At 43.9% G+C, this 15,772-nt stretch carries 12 protein-coding genes; all 12 read left to right on the plus strand.

Annotated elements, in window-relative coordinates:
* The first annotated feature begins 158 nt into the window (after positions 1–158).
* The 12 genes from WJQ40_RS05695 (at position 159) to WJQ40_RS05750 (ending at position 15,760) form a co-directional block, all read left to right on the plus strand.
* Complete coding sequence (locus tag WJQ40_RS05695) at positions 159–704, plus strand: sigma-70 family RNA polymerase sigma factor (protein ID WP_337538527.1); 546 nt, start codon at positions 159–161, stop codon at positions 702–704.
* Positions 694–1,065 (plus strand): DUF4179 domain-containing protein, encoded by a 372-nt coding sequence (locus WJQ40_RS05700; RefSeq protein WP_337538530.1) that lies wholly within the window; start codon positions 694–696, stop codon positions 1,063–1,065. The genes WJQ40_RS05695 and WJQ40_RS05700 overlap by 11 nt, the downstream gene beginning before the upstream one ends.
* Entirely contained in the window at positions 1,049–1,675 is a 627-nt protein-coding gene (locus WJQ40_RS05705) for a histidine kinase (protein WP_337538532.1), read from the plus strand. The genes WJQ40_RS05700 and WJQ40_RS05705 overlap by 17 nt, the downstream gene beginning before the upstream one ends.
* Positions 1,672–2,289, plus strand: a complete 618-nt coding sequence (locus tag WJQ40_RS05710; RefSeq protein ID WP_337538535.1) for a PrsW family glutamic-type intramembrane protease — start codon at positions 1,672–1,674, stop codon at positions 2,287–2,289. The genes WJQ40_RS05705 and WJQ40_RS05710 overlap by 4 nt, the downstream gene beginning before the upstream one ends.
* A 77-nt stretch (positions 2,290–2,366) precedes the next feature.
* A complete protein-coding gene (locus WJQ40_RS05715; protein ID WP_118796864.1) occupies positions 2,367–2,660 on the plus strand; it encodes a hypothetical protein in 294 nt (97 codons plus the stop codon).
* Positions 2,661–2,764: 104 nt separating this feature from the next.
* A complete protein-coding gene (locus WJQ40_RS05720; protein ID WP_337538539.1) occupies positions 2,765–3,379 on the plus strand; it encodes a PilZ domain-containing protein in 615 nt (204 codons plus the stop codon).
* A gap of 121 nt (positions 3,380–3,500) precedes the next feature.
* Complete coding sequence (gene srtB / locus WJQ40_RS05725; protein WP_337538541.1) at positions 3,501–4,682, plus strand: class B sortase; 1,182 nt, start codon at positions 3,501–3,503, stop codon at positions 4,680–4,682.
* Between the two features lie 49 nt (positions 4,683–4,731).
* Positions 4,732–9,822, plus strand: coding sequence for a leucine-rich repeat protein (locus WJQ40_RS05730; protein WP_337538544.1), 5,091 nt, complete (start codon positions 4,732–4,734; stop codon positions 9,820–9,822).
* A gap of 19 nt (positions 9,823–9,841) precedes the next feature.
* A complete protein-coding gene (locus WJQ40_RS05735; RefSeq protein ID WP_337538546.1) occupies positions 9,842–12,592 on the plus strand; it encodes a leucine-rich repeat protein in 2,751 nt (916 codons plus the stop codon).
* A 66-nt stretch (positions 12,593–12,658) separates the two neighbouring features.
* Positions 12,659–13,570 (plus strand): S8 family peptidase, encoded by a 912-nt coding sequence (locus tag WJQ40_RS05740; RefSeq protein ID WP_337538548.1) that lies wholly within the window; start codon positions 12,659–12,661, stop codon positions 13,568–13,570.
* Positions 13,571–13,631: 61 nt separating this feature from the next.
* Positions 13,632–15,044 carry a 2-isopropylmalate synthase gene (locus WJQ40_RS05745; protein ID WP_262573245.1) on the plus strand — a complete coding sequence of 471 codons (1,413 nt, stop codon included), beginning with the start codon at positions 13,632–13,634 and terminating at the stop codon, positions 15,042–15,044.
* 17 nt (positions 15,045–15,061) lie between these two features.
* Positions 15,062–15,760 (plus strand): GntR family transcriptional regulator, encoded by a 699-nt coding sequence (locus WJQ40_RS05750; protein ID WP_118796870.1) that lies wholly within the window; start codon positions 15,062–15,064, stop codon positions 15,758–15,760.
* Positions 15,761–15,772 lie beyond the last annotated feature (12 nt).

Raw genomic sequence — 15,772 nt, forward strand, 5'->3', positions numbered from 1 at the left:
GCTATATCTTATGAAGGCAGGCTTGTATGTGTTTCTATGGGGGACAGAAAATTTTTAAAAACTGGCCAAAACGTCATTCTTGAAAATATACTGATATTTGCATATGATATAGATATCCTATCTGTACAGGGCTGGCAAGGGGAAAGGAAGTGAACGTCATGGTTTCCGATGAAGAATTATACAGGCGGTACGTAAATGGAGATGAAACGGGACTTGATGAATTAATGAAAAAATACGGTAATCCGCTGACTATGTACATAAACGGGTATCTGCAGGATGTTCACGAGGCTGAGGACCTGATGATAGAGGTTTTTTCCTATCTGTTTACGAAAAAGCCCCACATACGGGATGGAGGACTGAAAGCATATATGTATAAAGCAGCGCGACATATGGCATTGCGTCATAAGAGCAAACGGAGACATTCCTTCAGCCTTGACGACCTGGATGGAGAGCCAGATGGGAAAATGCTGGTGGAGGATGTTGTACGGACCAAGGAGCGCAACCGGATCCTGCATTTCTGTATGGGAGAGCTGAAGCCGGATTATCGGGAGGCTCTCTATCTGACCTATTTTGAGGGCATGAGCTATTTGCAGGCAGCCGAGGTTATGGGGAAAAGCGTAAAGCAGATCACAAACATGGTGTACCGGGGAAAAGAAAGACTGTGCGGATTACTGGAACGGGAGGGAATCACAAATGCGGAGTAATGAGGAAAGGATTGCCGAGGTGAAACGGCGGATCGAAAAAAGAGAGAGAGAGGAAAGACTGCACCGCAGCCGGATCACTGGCATCTGTGCAGTAGCAGCAAGCCTTGTGCTGATCATCTGTCTCTCCTTTTTCATACCTGATGCTGCCAGCCGGAGCCGGAACAATAGCTATTCCAATTATGATATGGCAGCCAGCATATTTGGCAACAGTGAAGCACTTGGCTATATTGCCATAGGGCTGCTTGCTTTTCTACTTGGCATATGTGTTACCATTTTGTGCTTCCGCATCCGCCTGCTGGATGGGCAGAGCCAGGATACAGAAGATAAAAAGGGGGACAGAGAGGATGGAGCTGATCAATAATCTTTTACAATTTCTGGCTGCCCTGCTGGGGTTTGGTCTTGCGGGTATCCGGTACTGGAAAAAACGCAGTCAGGCTTATTTCCTGCTGACCTGCTTTTATGGCTGTTTTACACTTGGCGCACTTTACTGGACACTTTATCTGCTGTTGTTTTCAAAAACGCCACAGGTTTTTTATGTATCAGAGTTTGGATGGATCTCAAGCGTTATTTTCCTTCACATTCTGCAATATACGCTGTCCAGTGGGGAAGAGCGTTCTTTCAAATGTAACGCGGCATGGCTTTCGCTGATCATTGGGGTTCCCCTGTTTTTGTTTTTCTGCAGCTATGGTGATATTTTGTCCAACCTGCTATGGTGCGCTATGATGATCATTATTTCTTACTGCTCCATCAGGGGGCTTTTCTATGCAGAAAAACAGATAGGGTGTGAGAAAAATATGAAGTATTTTCACATCGTGGTCTTATGCTATGTGGCTGCAGAGTATGCACTCTGGATTTCAGGCTGCTTCTGGCAGAACAACAGTTTTTTAAATCCCAATTTCTGGTTTGATATTCTGCTGACCTGCTGTATTTTGTGGCTGCTGCCTGCTACAAGAAGGGCGGTGGTATCATGACTTACATAGAAAATGTGTTCATCTGTATGGTGTCACCGCTGCTGATCGGGGCTCTTTGCATGGGGAAACGGAAAATCAGTTTCTTTTTCTTCTGCTTTGCCGGAATGAGTGCATGTATGCTTTCTGCTTATATCAATACATTTTTTGCTGTGCTGTACAAGGCAGATGCATTTGTGGCTGCTGCAGAGATTGCTCCGGTTGTAGAGGAAGTGATGAAGTTTCTGCCACTGCTGTTTTTTCTTCTTATATTTGAACCGGAGCCGGGGAAGATCAAGACGGCTGCCATGATCGTTGGTCTTTCCTTTGCAACCTTTGAGAATGTCTGTTATCTGATACAAAATGGCGCAGAGTATTTTTCATTCATTTTCTTCCGCGGGTTTGGAACGGGAGCAATGCACGTAATATGCAGTGCAATCGTGGGAGATGGGCTTGCGTATGCATGGCATCGGGCATGGCTGAAAATCGCCGGAACCTGTGGTCTGCTCGGGGCTGCTATTACCTTTCACGCGACATATAATCTTCTGATCGCTTATGGAGGCGCAGCACAGTATATTGCATATGCCCTGCCTGTCATGATTCTGGCAGCCGGAAAACTGATATTTAAAAAAAGGTGAGAGTTTTTCTGATTTTCTGTACCTAAGATAATAAAGGATCTTTTTTGTAATGTATTAGGAAAGGAGCTTCAGACAATATGTATGATACAGAAAAACGTGTCAGGCTGGTGAAAAAACGTGTGCTTGAAAAACGATACTGGCAGGAAAGAAGCCTGATCTGCCGGCTGTCTGTCCTGTGCATGGTATTGTTCGTGCTTCTTGTGGGAACAGCGGGTGCTGTGACCGGGCAGACACAGATCACGGCACAGGGAATGTATGGCGCTATTCTTCTGCATGAGGATGCCGGGGGCTATGTGCTGACAGGAGTTGTTTCTTTTGCGGCGGCAGTCGTGATTACTGCATTGTGTATCAGATTGAAAGAAAAGAAATGAACTGTTACACATTATGTAAGAATGGGAGAAGCATACATTGACTTTAGGAGCTGGATGAGGGATAATAAGCAGGATGAAAAGAACCAAATCAAAGGAGATCAGCCATGAGATTATCCGAGCTAGCAGAAGGAACACCGATCAGACTGGAGGCATCCCGGGACGGCGGAAAGAAAACTGAAATCTGGGGAAAAATACGAAGGAATTCCGAGAAGAGATGCCAGATCGATATTTATTACTATGAGGGACTGAATATTGATTTGAATTCTCCAGATTATGATATAGAGGCAGTTGCATTTGACCATGGTGAAAAGAAGATCGAATGGATCAACAGAGCAGAGGCTGGTAATGAGAAAAAAGAGGACAGGCTTCAGGAAAAGAGGGAGTCGTTCCGTATCTACATAGGGATCCCGGTAGACTGCCAGATTGAGGGAGAAGACAGCTTTGTGCTGCTCGTGGATGTCAGCGAAAAGGGCTTCCGTATCGTAAGAAGAGAAAGCACAGCACTGAAGGAAGGAACTTTTGCAGAGCTTCATGTTGAAGACGAAGAATTTGACTTTGTGCTTCAAGGGATTATCGTCTGGAGCAAACAGATTGATGATGGCAAGATCATGTATGGCTGTAAGCTGCTGAAAGAAAAGAGCAGCGAGGAGCTGCTTCCTTACATCAAGGTAAAGCAGAAAAAGCTTCTGGAAGAACTGACAAGAGAAATTGGACAATGAAAAGAAGGAACTGTTTTGCGGCAGTTCCTTTTTCCTATTTCGATATATAGCGAAAAGTCTTGAATAAATTTCAACATATAGTAAAATAAATTATATATGTCATAAAGGAGAAGTGGGCGCCATGACGGCAGATATGCTGACAGTAGCCGGCAGACGTTTCAGAACCAGAGCTGATTATGAAGCAGCGCTGCGGGATCTGAAAAAGATAGAGCAGATCAAAAAGAAACTGGATCAGGAGAATCCGAAGCAGGTATATGAATTATATGCAGAGCTGCAGAGTGGGAGCTTCCGGTTTGAAACAGTAGTTGGTACTGATTTTGATGATGAGATATATGAAAAAATAGAAGCTTTTAAAGCACAGGGAATCACCGCCAGTAATGCAGGCACTAAAAGAAAATACATAAAAGAGAAAAAAGCAGGAAGAAAAGAAAAATCCGCAGAAAAGAAAAAAAATCAGACTGTGCACTCAGCGCAGTTTGACAAAAATCTGGAGAAACAGATCCAGAAGGAGCTGAAGAAAAGAGAAAGAAGACGGAAGCTGATCGTAGTGCTGGCTTCCGGGATCGCAGTGGTCTGCTTTGGGTATTTTGGTTTTTATTATTTTCAGAGTACAAGGACAGGCATGGATTATGAAAGTCTTGCAGAATTAAAAGGAAGCAGGACACTGAGCCAGCTAAATATGGGCAATGATGTTACAGTACACAGGACATCAGAGGATATGCCTGAGATACTCGACGAATATAAAACCTTATTTGAAAAGAATAAAAAGCTAATCGGATGGCTTAAAATTGACGATACAATAATAGATTATCCTGTCATGCAGACATCGGATAACAAGTATTACCTTGAGCATAATTTTAATCAGGAATATGACAAAAACGGCAGTCTTTTTCTGGACTGCTCCTGTAGTGTGTATCCAAGAAGCACGAACCTGATCATATACGGGCATCATATGAAGTCCGGGCAGATGTTTGGACAGCTTCAGAAATATGCCAAGGAATCCTATTATGAAAAACATAAAGAAATTCAGTTTGACACCATCTATGAAAAGGGAACCTATGAGATAATGTATGTATTCCGTTCCCAGGTGTACAACGAAGATGATCTTGTTTTTAAATATTATCAGTTTATTAATGCAAATTCCGGAACAGAGTTTCAGTCATATATGGAGGAGATGAAGAAGCTTTCCTTATATGATACGGGAGTGACAGCAGGCTTTGGAGACAGCCTGTTAACCCTGTCTACCTGTGATAACTCGCAGAAGGACGGAAGATTTGTGGTAGTGGCAAAAAAGATTTTATAAGGTCTTTGATCGATAGAAGGATACAAAGATGAATAGGGAGAAAAATCTGATGGCAAAAGCAAAGGAAACAAAGGTAAAAAATCTCAGACTCAGAAGAAGGATAAGGAAAACAGTCGGTGCACTGTTTATGGCATCTGCGGTAGCAGTGGCTGCGATACCTGTGCAGGATATAGAGGCTGAGACTTTGAAAGCTGATTCTGTAAATGATACCAGAAATAACATTTCTTATAATTCAGCAAATCATGATATTTCTTATGATATGCAGACAGCATTGTCAGGGCCTGGAAATAAGCCGACAAATACTTCCTACTATGTAAGAGACAATGGCGGTACATGGTCCCTGAACTGGCAGTTTAAATATTATGTGGTACAGGTTAATAATGCGAATGCAGCTATTATTTCTGATTACAATGATACCTTTCAGGAATCAGAGATTAATATAGACAGTTATACCTCCAATGAGTATATGAAGGTAAACAAGACGGAATTCGATAGCTTCTATAACACAGGAACAGGAAGCCAGAAAACTTCATTTGCCTATGATCCAGATTACCTGAATTACAATTCGAGCGGACAAAAGACAAAAGAAATGGAGTGGATTGAAAAGTATCGTAAGGAGGAATACGATACCTTCATGGAAAAATGTGATTATTACCTGAAGTATACAAAAGCAGAAAAAGCATATAATGACGCTATTGATGAGTGGAACAAAGCTGGAGCCATAGAAGAGAACAAACCGGAAAAGCCTGCCATATTAAATGATCCTGCACCATCACAGCCAACAAAACTGGAATATGTGCCTGCTAATGATTTTTCACCTGCCGAGAAATATAAGTATTATTGTGACCAGACACCTGCGATCAGTGTGTATGGTGACTTTGCACTGGTACCGGCAAAAGATGGTACGCCGGAAGCAACAGAAGCAGATATTTATCTGGTAAAGGCAGATACGGCTACTTCAGATACAGATAAACTGGGCTTCCTTGTAACTGGAACGGCACCGATGCCTGTTCTTGGTGTAGCAAGTAATGCATTTAAGGGTGTTACGAACGTTAATACTCTGAATATGCCTGATACACTGAAATATGTAGGAGATGAGGCTTTTGTAGGAAGCTTTATCCAGAATGTGGAGCTGAACAATGTACAGCATATCGGGAACAGAGCCTTTAAAAACTGTTCTGATCTGAAAACGGTATCCCTGTCATATACAAGTAAGATAGGAGCGGAATGCTTTTATGGCACAGGAATTACACAGGTAAGCTTTCCTTCCCTGCTTTCAGAGATCGGATATGGCGCATTTGCAAACTGCTCCAATTTAAATGAAGTGAATTTAAATACGATCACGACAGAATGCACGATCGATGATTATGCATTCTATAATGATCCGGCTATCCAGAGTATTCAGATGGACACCTCCGGTGTTATTGACCTGGGCGAAGGTGTATTTGCTCTTTCCAGTGCACCGACAGGGGGACTTAAAAATATCGCCTTACCCAATGGCATTACAGGAGAAAAGAATAAAAGTGAGCTGGGAGATTTGCTGTTTGCAGGAAGAACCGATCTTGAAACTGTAAAATTCCCGAGCAACTACGGTACTGGAATTTCCAATAAGGTGAATGTTCCTTCCGGAATGTTCCGAAGCTGTGCAAGCTTAAGGGAAATTGATTTTTCGCCAGCAAAAGGAAGCAATATCAATGGATTCGTCGGTTTTAACGCAACTGATACGTCAGCAGATTATAATCTGTTATTCCTGGATGTGATCAATCCTGATTTTCAGGTTAAGGGACCGGAGACAAATCTTTCCGGACAAACTGCATTTCCAAGAAAATCCACCTGGAATGCCTTTACTAAGGTTTCCAATTTTGTACCCTACAACTACGTGGATTCCAATGGAGTAAATTGCTATGAAGTAAGTGATGGTAAATATCTGCTGCAGGCAAATGAAAATGGTGAACTGACCTCCTGCGAGCTGATAGACAGAACCACCAGTGCATATCCGATCGATCTCATTATTCCGAGCAAGGTCGGAAATTATCCTATTACCAAAATAAGCAATGGCTGTTTTGCAGATGATAAGCTGAGAGATGCAATCAGGTCTATTACGATTGAGGATAATTCTATCCAGACGATCGATGCAGAAGTATTTAAGGGACTTGGTAAGCTGGAACGTGTTGAGATAGGAGATTCTGTAAAGAGCATAGGGGACAGTGCTTTTGCAGATTGCCCTAAACTGATCGATGTAACATTCCATACACCGTCAGTTGGATATGATGGCTTTACAATTGGAAATAATGCATTTAAAACGACCAGTAATGAACTGACCTTCCATGGAGATATTGTGCCTGGATATGCGCCATTTGATTTTGCAACTGATAAAGACAGCAGTAAAATAGATGATCAAGGTAAAAGAATATGTTACAAGAGTCTGGCACCGGATTTCCTGACTGTTATGTATGACAATAAGTCTGGTGAAGTAACGCTCTTGGATTATCCCAAGTATAATGAGCTTGATGAGCGTAATGCGGACTACTGTGCTGCAATGGAGAAGTATTATACAGAAAAGTATGGAAGCAGTCAGACTGCTTATGACGGATATCGTGACGACTTTACCAAGCAGTGGGCAGCTGCAGCTACACCGGAAGACCGGGAAAATGTGTACAAAGGTGTTTATTATGGACCGTGGATTGATGATGATTATGAAAAGGATTTTGATACATGGTGTACAAAAAACGGAATACAAAGTACAGCAATACCAAATGCAAAACCAAATGCCTTTTATAAATTGCCGGAAAACAAGTATAGTATACAGAAAAATTATGAACGGGGAAGCAGTGCCAGAGGAGAATTTGAAGCTGTTACTGATGAAGAGCTGCAATGGATCAACTCCTGTCTGAATATTGTGGTTCCTGCTGGAGTAACCTCTATAGATGCAACTGAATTTTTCGATGCAACTGAGAACACAAGAAATGTGACTACATATTTTGATTCCTCGGATGAGGGATATAAGAGTTACCAGATGTGTACCAGAAGCACAGATGATTCCATTCCCGGGCTCTTCAGCGGCTATTATAAGGATTATGATAGTGGAAGTGATGAAGAAAAGCAGTATGAAACAGAAAATAAGGGAAATGACAGAATTCTGTCTGTTACGATGACAGATGTGAAATATCTGCCGGATTATGCCTTTGACAGCTGTGAAAGACTGCAAAGTGTTACATTGGGCAGTGCATGTACTGATATTGGCACAGCGCCCTTCAGGGGATGTGATTCATTAACTGATATTACAGGAAATGATTATTTTGCAGCAGAGAACCGTATTGTATATTCTGTGAATGAAGATGGAACCTACACGATAGAAGAGTGTCTGCCCTCCAGAGGAAAGACCGGAAGCAGTCCTATCGTAGCATCATCGACAGATCCTATTATTTCTAATGTCAGTGAAATTAAAGATGGAGCCTTTGAAGACTGTGATGACGTCGTAAAGGTATATCTGGATGATGCCAAAAATCTGAAAATAATTCCTAAGAACTGCTTTAATGACTGCGATATGCTGAATGAAGTCGGGCTTCCGGATTCAGTAAACCGTATAGACAAAATAGCTTTTGGTAAAAACACAGGAATTGAAGTAACGATTCCCGGCAAAGAAGTACATATTGTAAGTGATGCCTTTGAGCATGTATCAACCAATACGATTAAAACCTATAAGGGTACTTCTGCAGATGATTATGGTCAGTATTATAATATTAATGTAGAGTATTTATCTGACCTGTATACAGTAAAATTCCTGGATTATGATGGGACACTCCTGAAAGAAGTAAAGGATGTTGAAGCCGGAAAGAGTGCTGAACCGCCGGCTGATCCGACAAGGACTGGATATACATTTACCGGATGGATGCCTAAGGACGGTTATAATAACGTAACATCAAATGTAACACTGATCGCCCAGTATTCGGATAATTCCGGATCTTCCAACAGACATACGGTTACCTTTTATGCATATGATGGTAAGACGGTCATAAGTACACAGTATGTAGACCATGAAGGTGCAGCAACGGCGCCAATGCCGCCAGCAAGGAGTGGCTATAAGTTTGTAGCGTGGATACCGGATAACTTCTCCAAGGTAACACAGGATATGAGTATAGTAGCATCCTATGAGAAAGGTGATTCTGAAAACAGTGGAAGCGGCAGCGGAAGTGGTTCCAAGTCCTCCGCATCTCCGTCACCTACTGCAAGTCCAGGAGCAGGAGATTCTACGAAGAAATATACCGTAAGTGTATCCGGCGGAAGTGGCAGCGGAAGCTATGCAGCCGGGGCAGTAGTTGCGATCAACGCATATTTTATGGGTGAGGGACAGACCTTTGATAAGTGGACAACATCTACTGCAGGAGTAGGCTTTGCCAATGCCAGTGCATCTTCTACAACATTTACGATGCCGGCAGCCAATGTTGCGATCACAGCAACCTATAAGGCAGGGAAAGGAACTGCAGCAACGGGTAGTGGCGGATCCGGCAGCAATGGCGGAAGCAGCAACAGCAGCAATGGAACAGCTAATACAGGAAATAATTCAGGAACAGTAGTAGAGATCACGAAGCCGGGTGTATCCAATACAGGACTGGCCGGAGCAACTGTAACAGGAGCAACGGATAACTTTGTTGTCAAGATCACTGAGGATCAGAGCGCTACGGATGCTGTAACAGCAGCCCTGCAGGCTGAATATGGTGATATCAGCAGGATCCAGTATTTCCCGATGGATATCAGTCTTTATGATTCAACCGGAAGGACCAAGATAGCAGATACGACTGGAATTTCTGTCAATATTACCATGCCGATCCCGGATGAACTGGTTCAGTACGCAGGCAATAACAAGGCCGGTGCGGTTGCTAACGGAAGCCTGGAAGGTCTTGGCGTGAAGTTTACAACAGTAAATGGAGTTCCCTGCATTAACTTTACAGCAACCCATTTCTCTCCGTATACGATTTATGTAAATACAGCCAGTCTGACAGCTTCAGGTACGATTGATGCAACACCTAAGACAGGTGACCCGATCCATCCCAAGTGGTTCCTGGCAATCGGTATGGCATGTATTTCACTGGTACTGTTCTTCAAGAAGGACAGGGTGTATATAAAAAAGGCAGGCTGATTGGAAGAGTGGAGAAATTATGAGCAGGAAAATAGCGAAACTTCTGAGTGCCATGCTGCTGGCGCTTGCCATAGCAGTCACTCAGATTCCTGTGTCAGATGCGCAGGCCAGTGTGGTGGTATCTTCTGACTTTCAGACAGATGGAACTAAATTATTAAAATATACAGGCACGGCTCAGACCGTGTCTGTTCCTGATGGGATAAAGGAAATTGGAGAAGAAGCGTTCTCTGGGAATGATGATCTGATCCAGATTGATCTTGGAGATCTGGTGGAAAAGATTGATTACAGAGCCTTTGCAGACTGTGGAAGCCTTCGGACTGTGAGATGTGGAAATGGCATGCAGGAGATCGGTATGGGTGCCTTCAGTAATGATACATCGCTTGTCAATATGTCGCTTGGAGATCAGGTGAAGGAGATAGGAAGCGGTGCCTTTGCCGGCTGCAGCAGCCTGAAGAGTGTAGAGCTCTCTGCAGGAAATACCTATTTAAGCTACAGTAACGGAGTCATTTATGACGATGAACAGAAGATCATCTATGCACTTCTTCCCGGCTATGAGAAGGAGGCTTTTACTCTTCCATCTACAGTAGAGGAGATCAAGGGATATGCCTTCTGGGGGAACCCATATCTGTCCTATGTGAAGCTGGACAGTGCACTGACGAATATTCCGGCATATGCCTTTTCCAATTGTATGAATCTTCAGGAGGTTTCGATTCCTCTTCCGGTAAGAACCATAGAGGCAGATGCGTTTCAGGATTGTGTGAATCTGGCGAAGGTCAATCTGCCGGAATCTATCAATAACATTCACGATACAGCCTTTGATGGCTGCAGTAAGGTGGAGTTTGAAACAGTTCCAGGAACCTATGGGGCGGCCTATGCGGCAGACAGAAAGGCAGCCCAGGCAGATACTGTAGAATATGAAGAGACCGGGGATACCCAGGTAGTTTCACCGGATGCAGTTACAGGAAATGCTGATGCACAGAGTACAGGAACAGATGAAGCTGCAGATGGGCAGCCATCAGCGTCACCACCACCATTACCATCACCGTCAGCCACAGTGCCTCCTGAGGTTCATGTGGTACAGGGAAGCTATAACAGTGAAAGGCTGCTTGGGGAATCCAGTATTGTAGCTGGAAAGGCAGTTGTATTTATTGATAATAAGCAGTCCGATGTAGTTGCCGGAAACAATGGGAAGGTCAATCTGCAGGATGCGGCAAATACTGACAACAACAGTGGAGATACAGAAGGTCTTGGGTCTTTACTGGCACAGAATGCAGAAAAAGGAAAAGATTTTCCAAAGTATACAGTAGTCGGGGATAAGATTGCCTCTAAAGCCTATTATCAGGATGGGACAATTGATACTTATGAGATAGAGGACGGGATCCATGAGATCGGAGAGTTTGGCTTTGCAAGAAGTGCACTTAAGGAAATACAGCTCCCGGATGGCATAACAACGATCGGATATGGTGCTTTTTATCATTGTGACAGTCTGACGGAGGTTTCAATCCCGGACAGTGTGACACAGATTGAGGGGAATGCCTTTGCGAAGACACCCTGGATCCAGAATGCCATGAGAGCTTCGGCGTCCTATCCTTATCTGGTAGTGGGAGATGGGATATTACTTGCCTATGATGGAAATGACAGTATTGTAAATATTCCTGCAGGTGTAAAAAGGATCGTGCCGGAATGCTTCAGGGATCATATGGGCATTACAGCAGTAAATCTGCCGGACAGCCTGATCGGAATCGGTGAAAACGCTTTTGCGGGCTGTAAAAATTTAAAAACGGTAAATGGTGGAAAAAACTGCAAAGAGATCGGTGCCGGAGCATTTCAGGACTGTCCGTTATCAAAGATCGTGATCCCGGCATCTGTAGAAAGTATCGGAATCGCGGCCTTTGACAGCAAAGGAGGAACTGATACGGTAACCTTTGAAGGAGAAACGCTGCCTGTCATGACGTTTGGAAGCAGTGCAGAAAGACTTTCCATGCCACAGTCCAGAAGTCTGGTATTTTCCGGCTGCAGGACGGCAGTTGTCAGTGACCAGATCACAGATTTAACAGGAACAGTACTGGAGAATGGAACCTTTGGTATGAAGGGGAGTGTCAGACAGGAAAACCAGAATGTACTGGCAGAGCTGACAGGACCACAGGCACAGACCACAGAAACAGGGGTAAGTGTCCGGATAAACAGCAGCCAGATCAGAAATGACGGGGCAGACACCATGGCAACCATGCCGGGAAATGATGACAGCTACCTGCTGACGGTTGATGATTCCGATGATGCAGCAGCAAAGATTACCGCTGCTTATGGAGAATTATATGGAGGTGCACAGCCCTCTGACCTGAAAGCATTTGATATTTCCCTGAAAGACAGTACAGGACAGATCCCCATAAAGAAACTGGGAAGACAGTATATGACAATACAGCTTCCGGTACCGGATGGACTTTCAACGGATAATCTTCATCTTGTGACACTGGATGAGGATGGTCAGCTTGAGGCTGCAGAGTTCCAGGTACTTTCCCTGGAGGATGGCGACTACATCCAGTTTACAGCAAGACATTTTTCACCTTATGGGCTGTATCATGGCAGTAAAGCAGTAGGACAGGGACAAGTGATAGGTGGCGGTGCACTGATCGGACTTTCCGGAAATAAAGATGATACTCCGGATACCGGTGATTATTCCCATCCCAAATGGGCATTTGCAGCCGGACTATTTTTTGCTTCTGTAGCATTGTTTTTCTACAGGGGAAACGAGAAACGAAAAAAGAAATAAAAAGAAATAAAAGCGCATCAGAAAGACTTCTGGCATAGAATAATTAAAAAGCCGGGAGTCTTTTTTATGTTTCGTGTCAGAGAACAGCTTGGGTTTAGTGATAAACTGCTTGCAGAATGTGGGAGGGACAGAATTACAGTAGCTATGCTGGATACAGGAGTAGCCAGACATCCGGATTTTGATGACAGGCTGCTTTTGTTCCGGGATTTTGTCAATGACCGGAAGGATTTTTATGATGACAGCGGGCATGGTACTCATGTAGCAGGCTGTATCTGTGGAAGCGGCAGGGCTTCTATGGGAAGATACCGGGGGATTGCTCCCGGATGCAGACTGATCGTAGGAAAGGTTTTGGATTATCGTGGAGACGGCATGCTCCAGAGCATGACAAGGGCATTGGAGTGGATATTGAATAATCAGGAAGAATTTCAGATCAGGATACTGAATATTTCTATTGGTATGGGTGAAGCATCAGATGGGGAACGGATGCGGGAGCTGCTTTTGCTGGTAGATGAGGTGTGGAACCGGGGGATCATTGTGGTATGTGCAGCCGGAAATGGAGGTCCAGGAGCAATGACCATTTCACCTATTGGAGCACGTAAAAAGGTGATCACGGTAAGCTGCAATGAGGATGGATATTTTGGAGAAAGGGAAGATCTCTGCGAGGAGTACAGCAGCCGGGGACCAAGTCCCTATGATATGAGAAAGCCCGATATTGTGGCACCGGGAACAGATATTATTTCCTGTAATGCTTTCTTTGAAAAAAGAGGGTTCCGGTATCGGAATGCCTATACCAAAAAGAGTGGAACTTCCATGGCAACACCGATCGTGTCAGGAGCTCTGGCACTTCTTTTACAAAAATATCCGAAGATGACAAACGAACAGGCAAAGCATAAGCTGATAATGACAGCAAGAGATCTGAATGAGCCGTGGAGCAAGCAGGGAGCTGGCATGATAGAGATAAATTCTTTGTTGACATGAGATGTTTTATTGTATACAATTATACATGGACTTTGGGAATAGTTCAGGAGGAGATAGTGCGATGGCAGAAGAAAACAATGTTTTTTTAGACAGACCGGTGTTTTTAAATTCCAAGAATAATCTGCTCGAGATAGAAGAGCATATGTATATTCTGGATGATGTAGAGAAACCGCAGGTATTCAGAAATATGTTTCCTTATTCAGAGGTACCTAAGATCCCTTTTAATGACAGGATCGTGCCTCACAATATGCCTAAGGATATCTGGATCACAGATACTACCTTTCGTGATGGACAGCAGTCAAGAGCACCTTATACCACAGAGCAGATTGTAAGGATCTATGACTATCTGCACAGACTGGGCGGACCAAATGGTATGATCCGTGCCAGCGAGTTTTTCCTTTACAGCAAAAAGGACAGAGATGCTGTATACAAGTGTATGGAGAGAGGATATCAGTTTCCTGAGGTGACAAGCTGGATCCGTGCCAGCAAGGAGGATTTCAAGCTGGTCAAAGAGATCGGAATGAAGGAAACCGGTATTCTTGTGAGCTGTTCTGATTATCATATTTTCCTGAAATTGAAAATGACAAGACGCCAGGCAATGGAGCATTATTTAAGCATTGTCAGGGACTGCCTGGAAGAAGGCATCAGTGTCAGATGCCATCTGGAGGATATCACAAGAGCGGATATTTACGGTTATGTCGTGCCATTCTGTCTGGAGCTTATGAAGCTGATGGAGGAGTATAAGATTCCGATCAAGGTAAGAGCCTGCGATACCATGGGCTATGGTGTCAATTATCCGGGTGCTGTTATCCCGAGAAGTGTACAGGGTATCATTTATGCGCTGCATACCCATGCAGGTGTACCGCATGAAATGATCGAGTGGCATGGACATAATGATTTCTATAAAGCAGTGGTCAATTCCACAACGGCATGGCTGTATGGATGCTCCGGTGTCAATACATCTCTGTTTGGTATTGGTGAGCGAACCGGTAATACGCCTCTTGAGGCCATGGTATTTGAGTATGCCCAGCTAAAGGGAGATTTAAATGGTATGGATACCACTGTGATCACTGAGCTTGCCGAGTACTATGAAAAGGAGATCGGCTATCATATTCCGGAGAGGACGCCTTTCGTAGGAAAGAACTTTAATGTGACACGTGCCGGAGTTCATGCAGATGGACTGTTGAAAAATGAGGAGATCTATAATATATTTGATACGGACAAGTTTTTAAACCGTCCGGCACTCTGTGCAGTCAGCAACACATCCGGTCTTGCAGGAATTGCACACTGGATCAATACTTATTTCAAACTGAAGGCTGAGAAGCAGCTTGACAAGTCAAGCCCACTCGTTGCAGAGGTCAAGAAATGGGTAGACAAACAATATGAAGAAGGCCGTGTGACTGTCATAACAGATGCAGAGCTGATCGAGCAGATCGCAATAGCCTGCAAAAGGCTTGACACAACTATCGGTTAGAGGGCAATGATAACAGAATGAGCAGTTATGATGTAAAAAAAGAAGTAACAGATAAATATTCCTTAAGAGGCAGAGTGTTTAACAGGCTCCGGGAGGATATTTTAAGCGGAAAGTATGAAGAGCACGAGGAGCTGAAGGAGGTTGCCATAGGGGAAGAGCTGGGAGTCAGCAGAACGCCTGTAAGAGAAGCCTTCAGGCAGCTTGAGCTGGAGGGACTGATCCAGATCATTCCCAATAAGGGTGCCTATGTGACAGGTATTACCGCCAAGGATGTAAAGGACATTTACATGATCCGTTCCTCCCTGGAGGGAATGTGTGCAAGACTTGCCACGGAGAATATCACAGAGGAGCAGCTTGAAGAACTGGAAGAGAATGTATATCTGGCAGCATTCCATGCGTCCAAGGGGCATATGGAACAGATGACGGAGCTGGATAACAGGTTTCATCATATCCTGTATGATGCCTGCAATTCCAAGATGCTGGAAAGACTGCTTGTAGATTTTCACCAGTATGTAGCAAGGATCAGACAGAAGACGCTTTCCACGAAGGAAAGAGGAATTGCATCCAATAATGAACACAGACAGATCATGGAGGCTATCAAGGCAGGCAATGCAGATGAAGCAGAAAGACTGGCAACCCTGCATATGAATAATGCCTATAATAACATGGTAAAGAATGGCCTGTACGATATTTATAAGAATGAAGAGCAGGAATAGGAGAGAAAGAGC

The sequence above is a fragment of the Suilimivivens sp. genome, from assembly GCF_037359455.1.
GTDB classification, from domain to species: Bacteria; Bacillota; Clostridia; order Lachnospirales; family Lachnospiraceae; genus Suilimivivens; species Suilimivivens aceti.